This window comes from Rhizobium fabae (assembly GCF_003985135.1).
Lineage (GTDB): Bacteria > Pseudomonadota > Alphaproteobacteria > Rhizobiales > Rhizobiaceae > Rhizobium > Rhizobium pisi.
Window position 1 is genome coordinate 54,980 of the sequence record NZ_ML133665.1, and the last position, 17,611, is coordinate 72,590.

A 17,611-nucleotide genomic window follows, 5' to 3' on the forward strand; every position below is an offset into this window, starting at 1 on the left:
GCTTAACTCGCAATATCCAGCAATGACTTTAACATCTCGTCGACGGCGTTCAGGATCTTGGTCGCCGCCTTGTAGGACTGCTCGATGTCGAGAAGCAGGGTCAGTTCCTCGTCAAGGTTGACGCCCGTCTCGTTGGAATAAGCCTCGTCGGAACGCGACAGCGCCGCCGAGGTATTCTCCGCCGCCGTCGTGGCGTTGCTGCGGTACTGCTCGAGCCAACCCAAGGAATTGGTGGCGTATTCCATGATGCTGACGTTGGAGTCGATGCCCGTCGAGGCGTCGAAGCCAACCACCGGCGCCGCCGGATCGAAGTCGATGTCGGAACCCAATGCAGTATAGAGACGATCGAGGTCCGTCGTATACCCGCTAAGGTGGGTGGGATTGTTGACGACGCCGGTGGCGTTGACGCCGCCGTCACGCAAGCGCATCGGGTCACCGCCCTGCGAGGTGATCACGCTGCTGCTGACGGTGATGGTCGCCGCCATACCGGCAACGGCGGTGGCACCGGTATTGACAGTGCCGCCGCTCCAGGTGAAGAGGCCGGGCACATAGGCCGGACCGGCTGCCGTGTTCTGCTCCTTGAAGAGCGAGACCAGGCCGCGGGCGATTTCGTCGAGCTGCTTCTGGAAATTGGGGGCGATCTCGTCGCGGACCTGGAGGAGCGATTGAAGGCTCCCCTGCCCTGTCGTCGTCGATCCGCTGCCGCGCGGAAGCGCCACGCCGTCGACATAGACCGAATTGCCGGTAATGGTGGCATTGTAAACGTCTTGAGACTTGAACGTCACCTTGCGCGGGACCGTCTCGAAGAGGATCGTCCCGTCAGATGTGCTCAGCACCATGTCGTTGTTGGCGCGTGTCGTCGTGTTGACGCCGACGATCTGCGAAATCTGCTTGAGGGCCTTCTCACGCTCATCGAGAGCGCTCGACGCGTCCGCGCCCGAAGCCGTGGCGGTCTTCACCGCATTGTTGGCATTTTCGAACTGGCTGAGGAGCGTATTCAGGCTATCGACCGCCGTGGCGATCTGCTTGTCGGCGCTAGCGCGAACGTCCTGAACAGAATTCGATGCGTTGTTCAGGGAGTTGGCGACATCCTGGGCGGCGGTGATGGCGCCCTGAGCCGCGACCGTGCTGCCCGGCGAGGTTCTGAAAGCCTGCAGTTTTTGCTGGAAAACACCGAGATAGGTGGACGGCGCCGTTTCATAGTCGTTGCCGCCCATGATCGACTTCAGATCCCCGAGACCGCTCAGCAGCGTCTGTTGGGCGCTGTCCTGCGAGGACGACTTCAGATATTGGCGCAGCAGGGCATCTTCCTGCGCCCGGTCTATCTTGACGACCTGCGCGCCATTCAGGGACGTGGTGAGCATCGCCTGCCGGCGCACATAATCTTTGTTGCCGGCATTGGAAATATTGTTCGATACAACACTGCTCTGAGTGCCGGTATTGTTGAATATTCCCTGCGCGGTATTAAGTGCGGATGTGAGCGACATGGCTTACCCGTTACCCTACTTATCTCTTGAGATTGACGAGAACGTCCATGATGTCGGAACCCGTCTGGAACACCTTGGAATTGGCGGTATAGCTGCGTTGCGCTTCGATCATCTCGGTCAGCTCGCCGGCAAGATCGACGTTCGAACCTTCGAGAGCGCCCGATTTGATCGTGCCGAGGCCGTTGGTCTGCGGGAAGCCGGTGACAGTGACGCCCGACTGACCGTTGGCGCTGTAGACATTGCCGCTCATCAGCGTCAGCTTGTCAGGGCTTGCGACGTTGGCGAGTGGAATACGGTAGAGCGGCTTGGTGCTGCCGTCTTCATACTTGGCATAGACGATGCCATCGCCATTGATCGTGACATCCTGGACCGGGGTCGCCGCCTGGCCGTTCGGCGTGCCGGTACCCGAGAAGGCGGCGCCGAGCTGCGTGAAGCCAGAGAAGTCCATGGCGATCGTCTGGCCAGTCACCCCATCAGTGATGTTGATGGCGCCTGTCGAAGTCATCTTACCGTTGGCGTCGAAGGTGAGCGATCCCGTGCCGACCGCGCCACCAGCGCTATAGGGGAACGAGGTGGTGCCGCCCGTCGCTGCATTGGCGTTGCGGAACATCGCCACTTCCCAGGTAGCCGCAGTGGCGGGAGGCGCCGGCGGCGGCGCTGCCGCGACGGCGGTTTTCGTAAAGTAGAAGTCGTACATCACCTTGTTGCCGAGGCGGTCGTAGGCAACCATCGAGACCTTCTTGGTATCGGTCGTCGTGGTGGCCAGGTTGGCGCTCGGCAACGTCGCCGGAGCGACCGGAGCCACTTTAGCGTTCGAATCTAGGTTGCCTTTGAAGGACCCGGATGTCGAAGCGATGGCGGTCAGGCCATCCTGGCTGACGTTGACCGGAACGAGACCGTCGAAGCCGTTGACGACGACAGCAGGCGCGCCGGAGTTGTAGGAATAGCCCATCAGCTGGAAACCGGCGGAATTGACGAGGTTGCCTAGGTCATCCTTGGTGAAGTCGCCGGCGCGGGTCAGGACCGGCGTGCCGTCAGGACCCTGGACGATGAAGAAGCCGTCGCCCGAGATCGCAAGGTCGGTGCCCGATGTGGTGTAGGAAATGTCGCCCTGGTCGGAGACGGCCTGGCGGACGGAGGTCTGAACGCCGCCGGAATTGTAGTTACCGCCCGAGGAGGGCAGAACCAGCGACGAAAAGCTCGTCGACACGGCCTTGTAGCCGGTGGTGTTCACGTTGGCAATGTTGTCGCCGACGGTGCTGAGGCGGTTCGCCTGTGCGTTCATCCCCGATACTGCCGTCTTCATGCTGCCGAAAATGCTCATCTGAAAACCTCGTTCTACCTGTTATGCTCGAGAGTATTTGGCGGGCCTTGCGTGAAGCTGTCTGTCATGGCGAGCTGCGAGGCCGAATATCCAGGTTCAGCCGAGCGCTTCCGCCCGGCTGAGAAAATCAAGCCCAATCAATGCAGTACCCAAGGAAGCGTTTGGAATCGACCGGATCGACGCCGAGTTTCTTGCGCAGCTTCTTGCGCAGCTTCGAGATGTGGCTTTCGACGACGTTTTCCTCGACCTCTTCATCGAAGATGCCGTAGATGGCGTTGAAGATCTGGGTCTTGGTGACCCGGCGGCCGCGATTGGCGATCAAATATTCGAGGATGCGGCGCTCTCGCCGGGGAAGCGCGAAGACCTCGCCGTTGATCTCGGGATCGCGACCATCCGAGAAGACGCGGATCGCGCCGACATCGGTGTAGTTAGTAATCGCCTTCAGCCGGCGCCGGATCGCAGCCGCCCTTGCGAGGATTTCGCGAGGATGAACCGGCTTGCGCACCACGTCGTCGACACCGCAATCGAAAAGCGCAAGGGTGTTTTCGAGCGAGGGCTGATCGCTGACCGCAATCACCGGCGCCATCGACCGATCCCGGATCGCCCGGGGCAGTTCCAGATTGCGCTGGCCCTGGCCGATCAGAAAAGCCTCGACTGCCGCAATATCGGAATCCGCGGCGGTCTGTACCCACTCGCCGAATTCCGCAGGATCAAAGCCGGTAGAGGGAATGCCCTCACGGCCAAACAGAGATGTGTATCCAACTTTCACGAGCTCACGCTCATCAACCACTACGATCATTCGTCCGCCTCCGAATCAGTGTGGCACTTCGATGATCTATGGGTACGAATCGCGCGAATCGGCGACAACTCGTTAAAGTTAATGGCAGAAACTAATAATTGATTAAGATCCGGGTGGCGATTTGATCTACATCTAGTATCCACCCCTGATTATGCACACAAAAATTTCGTGGAAAAGTTAACAGTCTCTTAATTATGACTTGCGCAGGGGATTCATGCCGGATTCCTGCCATATTGTGACACAGTTTCGTCACAATATGTCGCCTCAATTTTTGATTGTATCAATTTCCACAAAAGTTACTCGCATTAGGAGTCCACTTGCCGTAGCCCGTGGCGACCAGATTGGCGATGACGCGACAGACATATTGCTTTTGTGCGGGGTCGTTGTTCGGGCCAGCATGGTATCTGGCTACCGCCATCGTCCACGTCTCATGACGGTCATGCAGATTGCGGAGGAACTTCGCCGCATATTCCACGTTGCGATGCGGGTCAAACATGTCCTCGGCGGAGCTGAAATTTTCGCCGTGATAATAGTGGTTGATCTGCATGCATCCGATGTCGATGAGCTTCGCGCCGCTTCTGCGGGCGACATCGAACTGTTTCATGGCGTCCTGTTCAGAAGGCGGAAAGATCGCTTTGCCTTCGACATTCATGGCGTAAGGATAGAGCGAACCCTTGCGGCCGGTCTCCGTCAGACCGACCGAATAGAGGATACCTTCCGGAATTCCATATTTGGCGGCCGCCGACTGAATTTCGCGCTCACAAGCGCCTGTGGAGGCTGATGCCTCAGAGGTAAACCCCGCCAGCACTACCGCTACCAGTCCTGCCAGCAGAAGCGTCTTCAATACCGGTCTCGCCTGCGCCATTGAAGCCTCCATTCGTCCGCTGCGCCGTCTGATTGTGGCGCTCCCGCGCCTCGCCGCCCTGTCCTTGCTGGGCGAGCGACTGCTGCTGGGAGGTCTGGCTCTGGCTGCCTGCCTGGTTGCCTGCGTCGGAACGGTCGACCGGCGCCATGCTGATGGTGACGTTGTCGACCGCGTAGCCCTGACTGCGCAGCGCTTCGAGAATCTTGCCGTGATCCTCCTTCAATTGCCGGTAGGCCGCGCCGGTTTCGACCTTCAGGTCGACGTTCAGCGCGTCGCCCGACAGGCGCATGGTCGCCGTCACGAGGCCGAGATCGATCGGGTTCATCTGGATCTTCAGCGTATTGACCACCTTGCCGGTGCTCGTCCATTCCGCGGCGTTAGAGAGCGCCGAGCTCGGCTCCATGGCGCGCGCCCATTCGGAATCGCCGGAGAGAGCAGCGGTGACGGCAGCGGAATTCGAATTCTGCGCCAGGCCGATATAGCGGCGTGATTCGAGCACCGAGACATTTTCGACATCGGCCTTCTTCGAGCTGTCCTTCGACCCGGCCTGATCGGCACCGATGTGAACGTCCATCGACACGCCGCGGCCATCGGCACGGCTGATCCTGAACGTCTTGCCGTCGGCGGCGTCGACATTCTCCGTTCCGGGAACCGTGACATCGTCGGGCTTGCCGCTGACGGCCGCCAGGGCATCGGACGCATTGCCGCCCGCCTTGGCGTTGACGCCATCGACTTTCTTGTCGGCCGTTTGCGCCTCACCAGTCTTGGCGGAGGCGAGATGGGTGGCTGCCGCTGCCGGCAAGGCTGCAGTCCCGTCGGCGGGCCCTTGCTTCAGCAGGCCGAGCACATCGGAAACTCCGCCGTCATCGTCCTCGCTGTCTTCCTTGTCGGTGTGGGTTTCCAATGCGTCGGTCTTGGCGTGCTTGACGCCTTTGGCTGCCTGCGCGACCTCCTCAGTGGAGCGGTCCTTCGGATCAAATTTGCCGAAACCGAGATCGGCCGGCATCTTTACCTGATTCTTTGCGGGCTTCCCGGCGACCTTCTCAGCATTCGCGAGATCGGCGATGGTTTCCGGCTGTGCGTCTGCCTGCGCCTTCAACGTGGCATCGCTGAGATCGATCAGTGGTTTCGCGCGGTTGCGGAGCGCCCGCGCCGACTTCTCGGCGCCGTTTTCGACAATCCCGCCCTGACCCGGCTGCGCATCATCGGCCTCGTCGTTGGCGGCGGCGCCGCCCGCCTTGGCGAGCGCATCGAAGAACTCGTTCTTTTGACCGGCGGCATCACCGTTTCCAGTCTGACGTGCCGATTTTGCAACCGCAGCCGTCTCCGCACCAGAGGCTCCGCCCGAGACGCTCATATCCATCATTTTAGTTGCCTTCTTGCGCCAGAAGACCGTCGATCTCGTCGAGCTTGGACCGATTGGTCGTCACAAATGCGTTGAATGAGGGGTCGGTATCCTGGCCCTGGCCAGCCGATGCCACACCTCTCGGAACAGGCTCGGGAAGCGCACCTGGCGCTCCCGGTTGCATGGCTATCGCCGCGGCCTTTTCAGAAGTGATTTCTTGATGATCAGTGTTAGGATTGGAGGCTTGCGTCAGGCTTGCCGGATCGGGAGCGCGCAGGATTTGATCGGCGACGGATCTCGCCGCCTCCTGCAACGCCTGATCCCGCGGCGAAAGCACATTACCGTCGATGCCGCTGACATTCTTCGCCGCCTGGTCGATATTCTCTGTGGGAAGACCGGCCATGCCGCCATAGAAATCCGCGAGCGGGCCGAAGGCATTGTCTGTGCCGGCGCCGAGAGACCGCACGCGTTCGACCGCCATGCGCGCCAACTCCGGCTTGCCGGCGATTGCGGCCGCGCGCGCGATGCGCAGATAGACCTCGCGCTGGCGCGGCGCGTCCATGAAAGACAGGATGTCGACGACATCCTGCGGCTTCACGTCGTGATCGTGACCGACGACGAGCTTGACGAAGAGATCGGCGAACTGGCTGGCATAAGGCGAATGCAGGAAGCGCCTGATATAACGCTGCGAATAGGCCATCCCTCTATCGAGCATGCCCTTGTCGAGGCAGATGGCGACGGAGCGACGCAACGCCGCCTCTTCGACGATTGTGCCCGGCGCGGCGAGCCGCGCCTGGTCGTAGAGATCGAGCGCGTCCGTCGGCTTCGTCGCGATCAGCACGTTGCCACCGATCAGCGCCAGATAGGGGCCGATCTTCTTGTCGCGATATTCGCTGGCCGTTTCCACCAGCGTCTTTGCGACGAGAAGACCCTTGCCGCTCAGATATTTGCGCAGCACATCGGTGACGCGGTTGTCGAAATAGCCGTTGACGTCGTGAGCAACCAGATATTCGAGCGTCTGGGGATTGCCGCCGCTCATCGCATAGATCAGTGCCGCATCGACGTTGCGGTCGTCGTCGAAAATCGAGGGATCGACGGTGCGCAGCCGCTCGTCGATGGTGCCCAGCATGAAGCGCTGCATCTCACCGGCCGAATGATCGCCGGTTACGACGGAATCCTGCACGAATTGCAGCGACCGCAACATCTTGTACGGCGCGAGGTCGTCCGGATCCTGCGCATTGCCTGCAGCAGGCGAAAGCATCGCCATGCCGAGGGCCACAAATCTGACGTAGCGATGCTGCCGACGCGCCATCCGACTATCCTTGATCCGCCTGCACCAGGATCTCGATCCGGCGGTTGGCCGCGTTGAACGGATCGGACGGCAGCTTCAGCCGGCGGTCGGCGAAGCCTGAGACCTGGGAAATACGGTTTTCATCAAGCCCACCGTGTACGAGCATGTAATAGGCGCTCTGGGCGCGGTCCATCGAAAGCCGCCAGTTCTCATTCTGCGCACCCTTGTACTGGCGCCCATCCGTATGGCCGCGAATGGCGACCGCCCCGCCCCTCTCCTTGAGGATCGCGCCGATCTTTTCCATGGCGAGCACCATCTCCTGGCGCGGCACCGCAGAGCCGACATTGAACATCGAATCGTCGTTCTGGTCTGATATGCTGACCAGCAACCCGCCTTCCGATGCCGTCACGGTCAGACCCTCGGCGAGCTTGCCGGCAACGCCGCCGATCTGCTGAGCGATCTGCTGCTGCAACTGCTCCGCCTCTTTCTTCTGCTGCTGCTCGGCTTCCTTCTGCTGCTCTTCGGTCTTGTCCGCATCCTTCTGATGATCGGCGTCCTTCTGAGCTTCGGCTTTCTTTTCGTCAGGCGATTTGCCGGCCGCCACCTTGCCATCCTTGGCCTCGACCGCGCCCTTAGTTTCCTTGGCGGTTTTCTGCTCGGTGGGCAGCGGCTTGATATCCTCGGGCTTCACATTCTCTGCCTTGGCGATCTCGGTCGTCTCGCTCTCCGCCGGCTGGTCGCTCTTGCCCGGAGGCTGCGCTTTGCCCGCAGTCGTGACCTCAACCTGCTTCGTCCAGAAATCCGGATCGAAAGGATCACGATAGGCCTCGCCGCCATCGGCACCCGTGGCCGGTCCGGAATCGGCGGCGCCGCCATCGCCCTTGGCGCTGACATTGGCCTGCTGGCCGACTTCCTGGGCGATCTCGGCGAGAACCGAATAGGGGTTCTCGAAGAAATCAGCTTCGGAATAATTGGTGTGATCGCCTGAAGTCGAAGTCTGGTCGTCACCATCCGCAGCGGATTTGCCCTCAGTCGGATTTTCTTCCTTCTGCTTCGACTTTTCCTTCTTCTCCTCGCCCTCCGCACTGTCGACGGGCTTCTTCACGCCCTTCTCGGTCGGTTTTTCGTCGGCAAGCTTGATCGGGTTGAAATAGGTCGCGACCGAGGCCTTGGTCTCCTCGTTGGCGGCATTGACCAGCCACATGACGAGGAAGAACGCCATCATCGCCGTCATGAAGTCGGCGTAGGCAATTTTCCACGCACCGCCATGGGCGCCATCGTGATCACCACCGCCATGCCTTTTGACGATGATGATCTCGTTCTTGCCGTGGTGATGGTTTTCGCCTTCGCTCATTCGAGAACTTTCTTCAAGCTGGCCGCCCAGGCAGACATACGGGTGACGATCACGGATTCATCGATTTCGACGGCAAGATCGATATCGTCGGTCTCAAAGTGGCGAACCGCGTCGGCATGTTCGCCGAGCTCGGCTTTCAATCTGTCGAAGAGCCGCGCCGGCCCCCTGACGACGATCGGTGCGGCCGCGCCTTCGAGGATGGCGTCGCGCAACAGAGCGGCGAGGCTTTCGGTAGCCTTGGCGGCAAGCGCTTCCGTCATGACGGGTGCGATGACCGCGGCTGCGCCGGCGCTGACCAGCGCGGCGACCTCTTCGGCGATATCATGGATGCGGGATGCAATGACCGACGCCGCCTCGACTTCGTAGCGAAGCTTCAGCTCCTCGATCTCGCGCGTATGGACCTCAGTCAGCATCTGCGTCTCGAGTTCGTATTTCTCGGTCAATTCCGCGGTCGCTGCGGCATGGCCTCGCACATAGGCTTCACGGCGCTCCGCCTCGACGTCGATTGCCGGTTCGCTCGAGATTTCGGGAAAACCATCGCCGGCAAAATCATCCATGTCGATCATCGGTGCCGATGGTTCCGGCTCACCGAAATCCTTCAAATACCGGGAAAGCGAAATGCTCATAAAAACCATCCAGTATTCGGGGACATGCAACATGCCCGCCCCGCTCAAAACGACCTTGCGCTCCGGCATGCCCTTTCGAATCGCGCAAGGGCTTGACCTTGCGCCGGCACGGATTCGGGCGATGCCTTCATGCCGGAAACTAGGAAGTCAAACTTGCGCGAGGATGAATGGCGCTGCCGCCACTCGTGATCGCGCCCACCTTTACTCCAGCAGAATGAGGATCTTGCTTGAAGCCGTGTTGAGGATCGAGATTGCTTCGACGGCCATCTGCTTCTGGGTCTCGATCGCCTTCTGGCGGATGGAAGCCTCGTCCATGTCGGTATCGACCAGGGCGCCGACGCTCTTGTCGATCGAATCCGACAGATCGGCGGTGTAATCGATCTGACCGTCGATACGCGCTTTCATCACACCGATGGAAGCGGCCGTCGTCGTCAGCGAGGAGAGCAGCGAGTCGGTCACATCGAGCATGTCCGTGAGCTGGGCATCGGTCGTATTCTTGCCGATGGCAACCTCCGTACCCGTCGCCGGCGTGGTCGAGTTGGCGTTCAGCAGGTAATAGTTGCGCGGGCCCGTACCGCTCTTGTTGATCGCCTGGGCATCGACCGATTTGCTCAACAGGCCGCCGCTGGCATTGTTCTTATCGATAAGGATGGTCTGCGACGACGGGAAATCGATGGTCCGCGCCTGGTACTCCCCTGTCGGAACGCGCACGAAGCTTGATATGACCGACCATGTCGGCGGCACGGCGGCGTCACCATTCAACAGCCAGTTCTCGCCTGCAAAGGACGTCGACTCGACGACCGTCTGCAGCTGCTGCTTGTATTGGCTGATCTCGGCGTTGACCTTGTCCTTGTCGGTGCCGGGCTCTTTTGCCGAAACCAGCTTGGTGCGGATCTGGGTAATGAGATCGATCGCCGAGGTCATCGCCGTATAGGTCGCATCCACCTTGGCGGCGCCGAGGCCGAGCGCATCTCCGATGGTGCCTAGATTGGTGCTGTCCGAGCGCATGACGGTCGCGATCGACCAGTAGGACGCATCGTCGGCGGCCGTCTCGATACGATATCCCGAGGAAACTTGCTGTTGGGTCTGGTTGGCTTCTTTATTGATGCTGCGCAACACTGCAAGCGCACTCACCGCGGCCGCGCTGGTAATCTTTACGGTCATCGACAGGGTCTCGGAAAGGTGAAAGGGCAGGCCGGATTGCCGGCGGCGACTGAAGTGGCGTCATGCCTCCGGCGATTTCCGCCGGCGCGTCGCAAAAAAAGCAAATCAACTCAATGCAAGGTTAACTCGATATCAACCTTTTGGGCAAGAGCGGAGGAGCGAGCATCGCACGGCAGGCATAGAACCGATCAAGCCATTGATATAAAAAGAAGAACCGCGCCGTTTCGGGCGCGGTCCGGGAGGCTTTTCGGTTGCTGGTGGACGATGACGCAAGATTCGGTCCAGCTTCAACGCCTGATTTAGCTGCGGAAGAGCGTCAGGATGTTCTGGGCGCTGGAGTTGGCAATGGACAGCGACTGGATGGCCAACTGCTGCTGTGTTTGCAACGCCGTCAGCTTGCTCGATTCCTCTTCCATGTTGGCATCCACGAGGCGCCCGACACCTGAGTCAATGGAATCGCTTAGCGAACCGACGAAATTTTCCTGGAGTTCGATGCGGGTCGAAATCGAGCCGAGCTGGGATGCCGCCTTGGTCATTGCCTCCAGTCCGGCCTCGATTGACGTCAGCGCCATAGAGATCTCAGGCGAACCGAAGGTGCTGATGTTCATCGAATAGATCGAGCCGATGGTGCCGTTGGAGGTGCCGATGATGCCGGAGGTCGTCTCGATTGCACCGACCGAGGTCATCCCGAAGAGGACGTTGCCCATGGAGCCGGTGCTCAGCACGTAGTCCGTCGTCTTGACCGAGACATTGCCGTTGCCGTCGCGGACGAAGGTTGAAACGACGCTCTTGGTGCCATCAGCGCCGGCAACCCAGTTCTCGCCGGAGAAGGAAGCCGATTGGGCGATGCTCAAGAGCTGCTGCTGGAGTTGGCCGATTTCTTCCTGAATTTTGGTCTTGTCGACACCCTTTTCCGTGGCGGCGACGATCTTTGCCTTGATTTCGCTGATGACGTTGATGGCGCTGTCCATGGCCGAGTAAGCGGTGTCGACCTTAGCGGCGCCGAGGCCGAGAGCGTCCGAAACGGCCGAGAGGGCCTTATTGTCCGAGCGCATGGTCGTCGCGATCGACCAGTAGGCAGCGTTGTCGGAAGCCTTTTCGACGCGGTAACCCGACGATACGCGGTTCTGCGTGTCCTCAAGGCTATTGTTGATGCCGCGGAGTGTCTGAAGAGCGGCCATCGCCGCGACATTCGTCAAAATGCTGGTCATGAAATGATTGCCCCTAGTTGGCAGATGGAAAAAAGGGACATTCCGGAAGGCTACCGGGAACGGGAAATCAGCCTCATGCCTGTTAACCGGTTTTTAAATTTGGTTAACTCGCCGTCTCGTTAGCGGCAGAAGACAGCATTATGGTTAATCAACAGTTAACGAAAATAAAAAAGCCGCGCTCCATCGGAGCGCGGCTCGATTCCTGGATGCCCGCCGGAGGCCGGCGGGCCGATGTTTGCGCGGGCTATTAGCCGCGGAACAGCGTGAGGATGGTCTGCGAAGAGGAATTCGCAATCGACAGCGACTGGACCGCCAGCTGCTGCTGGGTCTGCAGGGCGCTGAGCTTGGAGGATTCTTCTTCCATGTTGGCGTCGACGAGACGGCCGACACCGGAGTCGATCGAGTCGCTAAGAGCGTTGACGAAGTCTTCCTGCAGTTCGATGCGCTTGGAGATCGAGCCGAGAGCGGCGCCGGCACTCGTCATGGACTTCAGAGCCGATTCAACGTTGGTCAGAGCCGTCTGGATCTGGCCGAGCGTGAAGGTGGTGATGTTCATCGAGAAGACAGAGCCGACCGTACCGTTCGAGGTGCCGAGGATACCCGTGGAGGTTTCAACCGCGCCGCCGCTCATGCCGAACAGGACGTTGCCCATGGAGCCGTTCGAGAGAACGTAGTCGGTCATCACGACCGACACGGCGTTAGAACCGTCGCGAACGAAGGAGGCAACGACGTTCTTCGTGCCGGAAGCGCCGGCAACCCAGTTTTCGCCGGAGAAGGACGCCGACTGAGCGACGCTCAGGAGCTGCTGCTGCAGCTGGCCGATTTCTTCCTGGACCTTGGCCTTGTCGACACCGTTTTCAGTCGCGGCAACCAGCTTGGCCTTGATGTCGCCGACGACGTCGATGGCGCTGGACATGGCGGAGTAGGCGGTATCGACCTTAGCGGCGCCGAGGCCGAGAGCGTCGGAAACGGCGGAAAGTGCCTTGTTGTCCGAACGCATGGTCGTTGCGATCGACCAGTAAGCGGCGTTGTCGGAAGCCTTGCCGACGCGGAAACCAGAAGAAACATGAGCCTGAGTCGTCTGGAGACCCTGGTTGATGCCACGGAGAGTCTGGAGGGCTGCCATTGCAGCGTTATTGGTGTTGATGCTCGTCATAGTTTGCTTGCCCCTTGTTGGCAGATTTTAAACAGGGACATTCCGGATTTTCGGCCGGCCCACAGCGATCAGCATCATGCCTGTTAACCATCTCTGTTAAGGTTAACTCGCCGTTTCGATGGGCCTAGAAAACAGCAAGATGGTTAAGGAAGGCTAAATTCGAAATGGAAATAGTGTAAAAATATCCGACACTTAGAGCTCGTTTTTGTTAACCTTATTTTAAAACATTTCGCGGCCGGGGATGACCCGGCCGCGAAACTTGGAAGACTGTAGTGACTGGTCTTAGCGGAACAGCGACAGGATGTTCTGCGAAGAGGAGTTCGCAATCGACAGCGACTGGATCGCCAGCTGCTGCTGGGTCTGCAGGGCGCTGAGCTTGGAGGATTCTTCTTCCATGTTGGCGTCGACGAGACGGCCGATACCGGAGTCGATCGAGTCGCTCAGAGCGTTGACGAAGTCGTCCTGGTTGTCGATGCGCTTGGAGAGCGAACCGAGAGCCGCGCCGGCGCTGGTCATGGACTTCAGAGCCGATTCAACGTTGGTCAGAGCCGTCTGGATCTGGCCGGCGGTGAAGTTGGTGATGCTCATCGAGAAGATCGAACCGACCGTACCGTTCGAGGTGCCGAGGATGCCGGTGGAGGTTTCAACCTGGCCACCGCTCATGCCGAACAGGACGTTGCCCATGGAGCCGCTGGAGAGAACATAGTCGGTCGTGGTGACCGAAACGGCGTTGGAGCCGTCACGGACGAAGGAGGAGACGACGCTCTTGGTGCCGGTAGCGCCAGCAACCCAGTTTTCGCCGTTGAAGGAAGCGGACTGAGCGATGCTCAGGAGCTGCTGCTGCAGCTGGCCGATTTCTTCCTGCACCTTGGCCTTGTCAACGCCGTTTTCAGTGGCGGCAACGAGCTTGGCCTTGATGTCGCCGACGACGTCGATGGCGCTGGACATGGCGGTGTAAGCGGTGTCGACCTTGGCAGCGCCTACGCCGAGAGCGTCGGAGACAGCCGAGAGAGCCTTGTTATCAGAACGCATGGTCGTTGCGATCGACCAGTAAGCCGCGTTGTCGGAAGCCTTTTCAACGCGGTAACCCGAAGAAACGTGGTTCTGCGTCTGGTTGAGGCCCTGGTTAACGCTGCGCAGCGTCTGGAGAGCGGCCTGTGCGGAAGTGTTCGTGTTAATGCTTGTCATAAGTCTGTCCCCTGGAAACTAGATACAAAAAAGGAGGACATACCGGACTGTAATACCGGCGATGACGGACCAGCTTCATGCTACTCGGCGCCCGCTTGTTTTGGCCCAAACCCGTCATGTCCAGGGCAATCTCGCAGCCAATGCTTGCCAACTCCTTAAAAATACAGGCCCTTTGGCGGCCCCTCACCTCGCATAGTTAATGCCTCCTCACAGTGCATAGTTAATGCTTTCCCTCGCATTCAAATTCGGCGGAAAAAGCGAGCTTTCAAGCTGCCCCGGAGAGCAGACTTCAGCGAGCCACCGGTTTCAAGCAAGCTTCGAATGCCAGTGTGGCAGGAGCCGGGATAGCATCTTCGGGCCGATCCACCCATTTTCGGGAAGGACGGCCCGTGCGCGCGTCGGCGATCGATAGTTATGCCAGAACATTTCCTTCACGGAGTTGGGTTTTGAACAGCAAAGTTTCGTTCTCTGCGGCGTCCAAGGATTACCAGATGGGCCGCTACACACAGTCCCTGGCGACGCTCAACCAGCTCATGGATATCCAGCAGGACGCCAAGACTTACGCGCTGCTCGCCAAGAACCTCGTGCAGCTCGGCTTCAAGAGCGATGCGGCGAAGGCCTATGGCCTCGCCGCCGGCTGCGAAGGGCCCAACTCCTACGAATACGCCAAGCAGGCAGCTAAGCTGCATTACGAGACCGGCAACGAGGACGACGCGCTGCTGATCGGCATGCGAAACCTTGCCAAGGCCCAGGAAGATGCTGACCTCGCCTTCATCATCACGGCAATCTATCTGAAGCGCCAGCAGCGCGATATCATTCGCCCGTTCAAGACGGTGCTGTCGCAGAGCATGAATCCCGATCATCTCAGGCTGGCGGCCATGCTGCTCAGCGACGATCTCAACGACGCAACCAACCAGAAGCTCGCGCGTAACCTCTTCAAGCGCTTTCCGGGCAATCTCGCTTTCCGTTTCCTCCACCTGGTCTTCGCCCGCGAATTCAACGAGTTCGACGAAGCGAGCAAACATCAGGCAATCATCGACGACACGCTTGCTAAAGGCGATATCGAGATCCTGCACAAGGATAACCCGTTCTATCATTTGCATTGGTGCGGCAATGAGGATTTCAACCGGTATGCAACGATCGGCACGACGCCGCTCAACCACGAACGCGTGGCCTTCCGCCGCAACCAGCCGCACAGTTGGTCGGACAAGATTCGGATTGGCTACATGTCGTCGGACTTCTGGGACCGCCACGCGACCATGAAGCTCCTGCAGCGCATCCTCGAACTGCACGACAAGAACCGGTTTGAGGTCACGCTCTTCTGCCATACGGGGCCGGAATTCCTGAAACACAACAATACGGACCGCAGCAGCTGGGGCAGGATCGTCGATGTTCACGGCTTCTCCGACCAGGCGATACTGGAAGCGGTGCGAGAGCACAATATCGACATCATGGTCGACCTGAAGGGCCATACCTCGGGCAGCCGCGCGACGGCCTTCAACCTGCCCCTTGCACCGGTGCATGTCGCCTGGCTCGGCTTTCCCGGTAGCACCGTCAACATCGACCTCGACTACGTCATCGGCGACCACTACGTCCTGCCCGATGTGGCAAAGCCCTTTTACCACGAGAAATTCTGCCGGCTACCGGAGAGCTACCAGCCGAACGACCCGATGCATCGCCCAAAGCCGCGTCCTGTCACGCGCGAAAAGCTCGGACTGCCGGAGGATGCGTTCATCTTCGCCTCGTTCAACGGTAACCGCAAGATTACGCCGGAAACGATCGACAGCTGGTGCCGGATCCTCAAGCGGGCGCCGAACAGCGTACTCTGGCTGATGGCGAATTCTCCTCGCAACCAGGCGAACCTCTTGAAGCAGTTCCAGGCGGCAGGCATTTCCCCGAAGCGGATCATCTTCTGCCCGCGCGCGCCCTACGAGGAACATATCGACCGCCAGCAGGCAGCCGACCTCGGCATCGACACCTTCCCCGTCAACGGCCACACGACCACCTCGGAGCAGCTCTGGGGTGGCCTGCCGGTCCTGACCGTCAAGGGCACCAACTTCGCCTCACGCGTCAGCGAGAGCCTGCTACGCGCGATCGACCTGCCCGATCTCGTCGCGGCCGATCTGCAGGCCTATGAGGATATGGCCGTCGAGCTCGCACAGAACCCCGCACGGATTGCCGAATACAAGGCGCACCTGAAGGAGAAGCGCTATATCGCGCCGCTCTTCGACGCCGAACGCTTCTGCCACCATCTGGAACAGGCCTATGAAATCATGGCCGAGCGCGCCAAACAACGTCTCGCACCCGACCATATGGACATTGCGGCGCTGCCGCCGCGCGCTGAGCCCTTCGCGGCCGAGTGAGGCTGTCACCCCGCATACAAAAAACCATCGAAGCGATCCGGCCGTTTTTCTTATTGGGCAAAGGGTGGAGGGCAGCTAAAGCGCGTCGCGATCTTTCAGATTCGCTCGCGACGCTTCAGGTCTCTGCCGTTGCGATCACAAAACTGCTGCGCACTTTGCGCGATATGCTCAAGCGCATCCGCGCTTTCATCAGCTGAACGAACGCACCAGGCTGCCGACGAGCAGATTCCAGCCGTCGATCAGCACGAAGAAGAGAATCTTGAAAGGCAGCGAGATCGAGGTCGGCGGCAGCATCATCATGCCCATCGCCATAGTGATGGTCGCGACGATGAGGTCGATGACGAGGAACGGCAGCACGACGAGAAAGCCGATCTCGAAGCCTCGGCGAATCTCGGAAATCATGAAGGCCGGGATCAGCACACGATAATCGATCGGATTGGTCGTCTGGATGGTCTGCCCGCGTTCACGCGCCAGATCGACAAAGAGCGCCAGGTCCTTGTCGCGAGTATTGGCCGACATGAAGGTGCGGAAGGGTTCGGCGATGCGCTGGACGGCCTCGGTCTCGTTGATCTGGTTGGCAAGCAGCGGCTGCACGCCGTTCTGCCAGGCCTGATCGAAGGTCGGAGACATGACGTAGAAGGTCATGAACAGCGACAGCGACAGGAGGATCATGTTGGAGGGCGTCGAGGACAGGCCCATGCCCGAACGCAGGATCGAGAAGGCGATGATGAAACGAGGAAAACTCGTCACCATCATCAGGATGCCCGGCGCGACCGAAAGAACGGTCAGCAGGCCGAAAGTGCGGATGATCCAGGCGGCGACCGAGCCATCGACCGGCACGTTCAATAAATTGGTCGGCAGCTGCTGGGCGACCGCCAGCTCCGGTACCGCCATCATGACGGCAAGGAAAACTATGAATCGAATCATTCGATGACAAATGTCCTGAACATCACCTTCGATACTCGCCCTTTCGAGCGAAGGTCAACACGTTCCTGTATGTCATCCTTGAGATATTGAAAGCCCCGCGGCCCCTCGATCTGCTGAAGGGAAACGGTTCTGATATAGGCGAGGATATCCTGATGAATGTCCTCGGAAATCTTGACATCCGGCGGCCCGTTGAAAAGCAGCGCGACTTCGAGTCGGACCCAGTTCTCTGAGGGATAGGCGAGGTTCGAGGTGATCGGCTCGAGCTGGACGACGTTGTTCTCCTTGGTCGAGATACGCGCCAGGCCTTCCTCGGCCTTCTTCTTGGCTTCAGCGTCCTTGGCCTGCTCGGCCTCCTTGGCACCCTTGATGCTGGGCGCGACGATCGTGCCGACCGCCCAGCCTCCGCCGGCGCCGACGAGGGTTAGCACCGCGATGCCGATGATGGTCATCAGCGAGCCGGATTTCTTCGTTTGACCTGCGGCTGCGTCTAGATCTGCCATCGTCGTTCAGC

15 protein-coding genes are annotated in these 17,611 nt (G+C 59.6%); 1 reads left to right on the forward strand and 14 read right to left on the reverse strand.

Annotation, left to right across the window (positions count from 1 at the left end; translation table 11 throughout):
- Nucleotides 1–2: 2 nt before the first annotated feature.
- The 12 genes from flgK to EFB14_RS30790 form a co-directional block, all read right to left on the reverse strand.
- Nucleotides 3–1,487: a flagellar hook-associated protein FlgK gene (gene flgK / locus EFB14_RS30735; RefSeq protein ID WP_125842595.1), complete on the reverse strand. Its 1,485-nt coding sequence runs from the start codon at nucleotides 1,485–1,487 to the stop codon at nucleotides 3–5.
- A 19-nt stretch (nucleotides 1,488–1,506) separates the two neighbouring features.
- Nucleotides 1,507–2,811, reverse strand: coding sequence for a flagellar hook protein FlgE (locus tag EFB14_RS30740; protein ID WP_125842593.1), 1,305 nt, complete (start codon nucleotides 2,809–2,811; stop codon nucleotides 1,507–1,509).
- Nucleotides 2,812–2,938: 127 nt separating this feature from the next.
- A complete protein-coding gene (gene rem / locus EFB14_RS30745; protein WP_126830443.1) occupies nucleotides 2,939–3,610 on the reverse strand; it encodes a transcriptional activator Rem in 672 nt (223 codons plus the stop codon).
- A 280-nt stretch (nucleotides 3,611–3,890) separates the two neighbouring features.
- On the reverse strand, nucleotides 3,891–4,454 hold the full coding sequence (locus tag EFB14_RS30750; RefSeq protein ID WP_125842589.1) for a lytic transglycosylase domain-containing protein: 564 nt from the start codon (nucleotides 4,452–4,454) through the stop codon (nucleotides 3,891–3,893).
- On the reverse strand, nucleotides 4,396–5,841 hold the full coding sequence (fliK, locus tag EFB14_RS30755) for a flagellar hook-length control protein FliK (protein ID WP_126830445.1): 1,446 nt from the start codon (nucleotides 5,839–5,841) through the stop codon (nucleotides 4,396–4,398). The genes EFB14_RS30750 and fliK overlap by 59 nt, the downstream gene beginning before the upstream one ends.
- Nucleotide 5,842: 1 nt before the next feature.
- On the reverse strand, nucleotides 5,843–7,132 hold the full coding sequence (gene motC / locus EFB14_RS30760; RefSeq protein ID WP_125842585.1) for a chemotaxis protein MotC: 1,290 nt from the start codon (nucleotides 7,130–7,132) through the stop codon (nucleotides 5,843–5,845).
- Between the two features lie 4 nt (nucleotides 7,133–7,136).
- Nucleotides 7,137–8,465 (reverse strand): MotB family protein, encoded by a 1,329-nt coding sequence (locus EFB14_RS30765; RefSeq protein ID WP_125842583.1) that lies wholly within the window; start codon nucleotides 8,463–8,465, stop codon nucleotides 7,137–7,139.
- Nucleotides 8,462–9,091 carry a hypothetical protein gene (locus EFB14_RS30770; RefSeq protein WP_126830447.1) on the reverse strand — a complete coding sequence of 210 codons (630 nt, stop codon included), beginning with the start codon at nucleotides 9,089–9,091 and terminating at the stop codon, nucleotides 8,462–8,464. The genes EFB14_RS30765 and EFB14_RS30770 overlap by 4 nt, the downstream gene beginning before the upstream one ends.
- A gap of 201 nt (nucleotides 9,092–9,292) precedes the next feature.
- On the reverse strand, nucleotides 9,293–10,255 hold the full coding sequence (locus tag EFB14_RS30775; protein ID WP_126830449.1) for a flagellin N-terminal helical domain-containing protein: 963 nt from the start codon (nucleotides 10,253–10,255) through the stop codon (nucleotides 9,293–9,295).
- Nucleotides 10,256–10,554: 299 nt separating this feature from the next.
- Nucleotides 10,555–11,466 (reverse strand): flagellin N-terminal helical domain-containing protein, encoded by a 912-nt coding sequence (locus EFB14_RS30780; protein WP_125842577.1) that lies wholly within the window; start codon nucleotides 11,464–11,466, stop codon nucleotides 10,555–10,557.
- A 247-nt stretch (nucleotides 11,467–11,713) separates the two neighbouring features.
- Complete coding sequence (locus EFB14_RS30785) at nucleotides 11,714–12,622, reverse strand: flagellin N-terminal helical domain-containing protein (RefSeq protein ID WP_125842575.1); 909 nt, start codon at nucleotides 12,620–12,622, stop codon at nucleotides 11,714–11,716.
- 282 nt (nucleotides 12,623–12,904) lie between these two features.
- Complete coding sequence (locus EFB14_RS30790; protein WP_125842573.1) at nucleotides 12,905–13,810, reverse strand: flagellin N-terminal helical domain-containing protein; 906 nt, start codon at nucleotides 13,808–13,810, stop codon at nucleotides 12,905–12,907.
- Between the two features lie 389 nt (nucleotides 13,811–14,199).
- Between EFB14_RS30790 and EFB14_RS30800 the strand changes: the two genes are divergently transcribed.
- The gene (locus EFB14_RS30800; protein WP_183605224.1) at nucleotides 14,200–16,173 is read left to right on the forward strand and encodes an O-linked N-acetylglucosamine transferase, SPINDLY family protein; all 1,974 of its coding nucleotides are present in this window, start codon (nucleotides 14,200–14,202) and stop codon (nucleotides 16,171–16,173) included.
- Nucleotides 16,174–16,362: 189 nt separating this feature from the next.
- Here the strand turns inward: EFB14_RS30800 and fliP are convergent, their stop codons facing one another.
- Both fliP and EFB14_RS30810 read right to left on the reverse strand, forming a co-directional pair.
- Complete coding sequence (gene fliP / locus EFB14_RS30805; RefSeq protein ID WP_125842569.1) at nucleotides 16,363–17,100, reverse strand: flagellar type III secretion system pore protein FliP; 738 nt, start codon at nucleotides 17,098–17,100, stop codon at nucleotides 16,363–16,365.
- Nucleotides 17,097–17,600, reverse strand: a complete 504-nt coding sequence (locus EFB14_RS30810; protein ID WP_125842567.1) for a flagellar basal body-associated FliL family protein — start codon at nucleotides 17,598–17,600, stop codon at nucleotides 17,097–17,099. The genes fliP and EFB14_RS30810 overlap by 4 nt, the downstream gene beginning before the upstream one ends.
- Nucleotides 17,601–17,611: the final 11 nt, after the last annotated feature.

Bases quoted from the DNA above. Each gene is read 5' to 3' on its own strand.
- flgK (WP_125842595.1), bottom strand. From the start codon at position 1,487: ATGTCGCTCACATCCGCACTTAATACCGCGCAGGGAATATTCAACAAT.
- EFB14_RS30740 (WP_125842593.1), bottom strand. From the start codon at position 2,811: ATGAGCATTTTCGGCAGCATGAAGACGGCAGTATCGGGGATGAACGCA.
- rem (WP_126830443.1), bottom strand. From the start codon at position 3,610: ATGATCGTAGTGGTTGATGAGCGTGAGCTCGTGAAAGTTGGATACACA.
- fliK (WP_126830445.1), bottom strand. From the start codon at position 5,841: ATGATGGATATGAGCGTCTCGGGCGGAGCCTCTGGTGCGGAGACGGCT.
- motC (WP_125842585.1), bottom strand. From the start codon at position 7,132: ATGGCGCGTCGGCAGCATCGCTACGTCAGATTTGTGGCCCTCGGCATG.
- EFB14_RS30765 (WP_125842583.1), bottom strand. From the start codon at position 8,465: ATGAGCGAAGGCGAAAACCATCACCACGGCAAGAACGAGATCATCATC.
- EFB14_RS30770 (WP_126830447.1), bottom strand. From the start codon at position 9,091: ATGAGCATTTCGCTTTCCCGGTATTTGAAGGATTTCGGTGAGCCGGAA.
- EFB14_RS30775 (WP_126830449.1), bottom strand. From the start codon at position 10,255: ATGACCGTAAAGATTACCAGCGCGGCCGCGGTGAGTGCGCTTGCAGTG.
- EFB14_RS30780 (WP_125842577.1), bottom strand. From the start codon at position 11,466: ATGACCAGCATTTTGACGAATGTCGCGGCGATGGCCGCTCTTCAGACA.
- EFB14_RS30785 (WP_125842575.1), bottom strand. From the start codon at position 12,622: ATGACGAGCATCAACACCAATAACGCTGCAATGGCAGCCCTCCAGACT.
- EFB14_RS30790 (WP_125842573.1), bottom strand. From the start codon at position 13,810: ATGACAAGCATTAACACGAACACTTCCGCACAGGCCGCTCTCCAGACG.
- fliP (WP_125842569.1), bottom strand. From the start codon at position 17,100: ATGATTCGATTCATAGTTTTCCTTGCCGTCATGATGGCGGTACCGGAG.
- EFB14_RS30810 (WP_125842567.1), bottom strand. From the start codon at position 17,600: ATGGCAGATCTAGACGCAGCCGCAGGTCAAACGAAGAAATCCGGCTCG.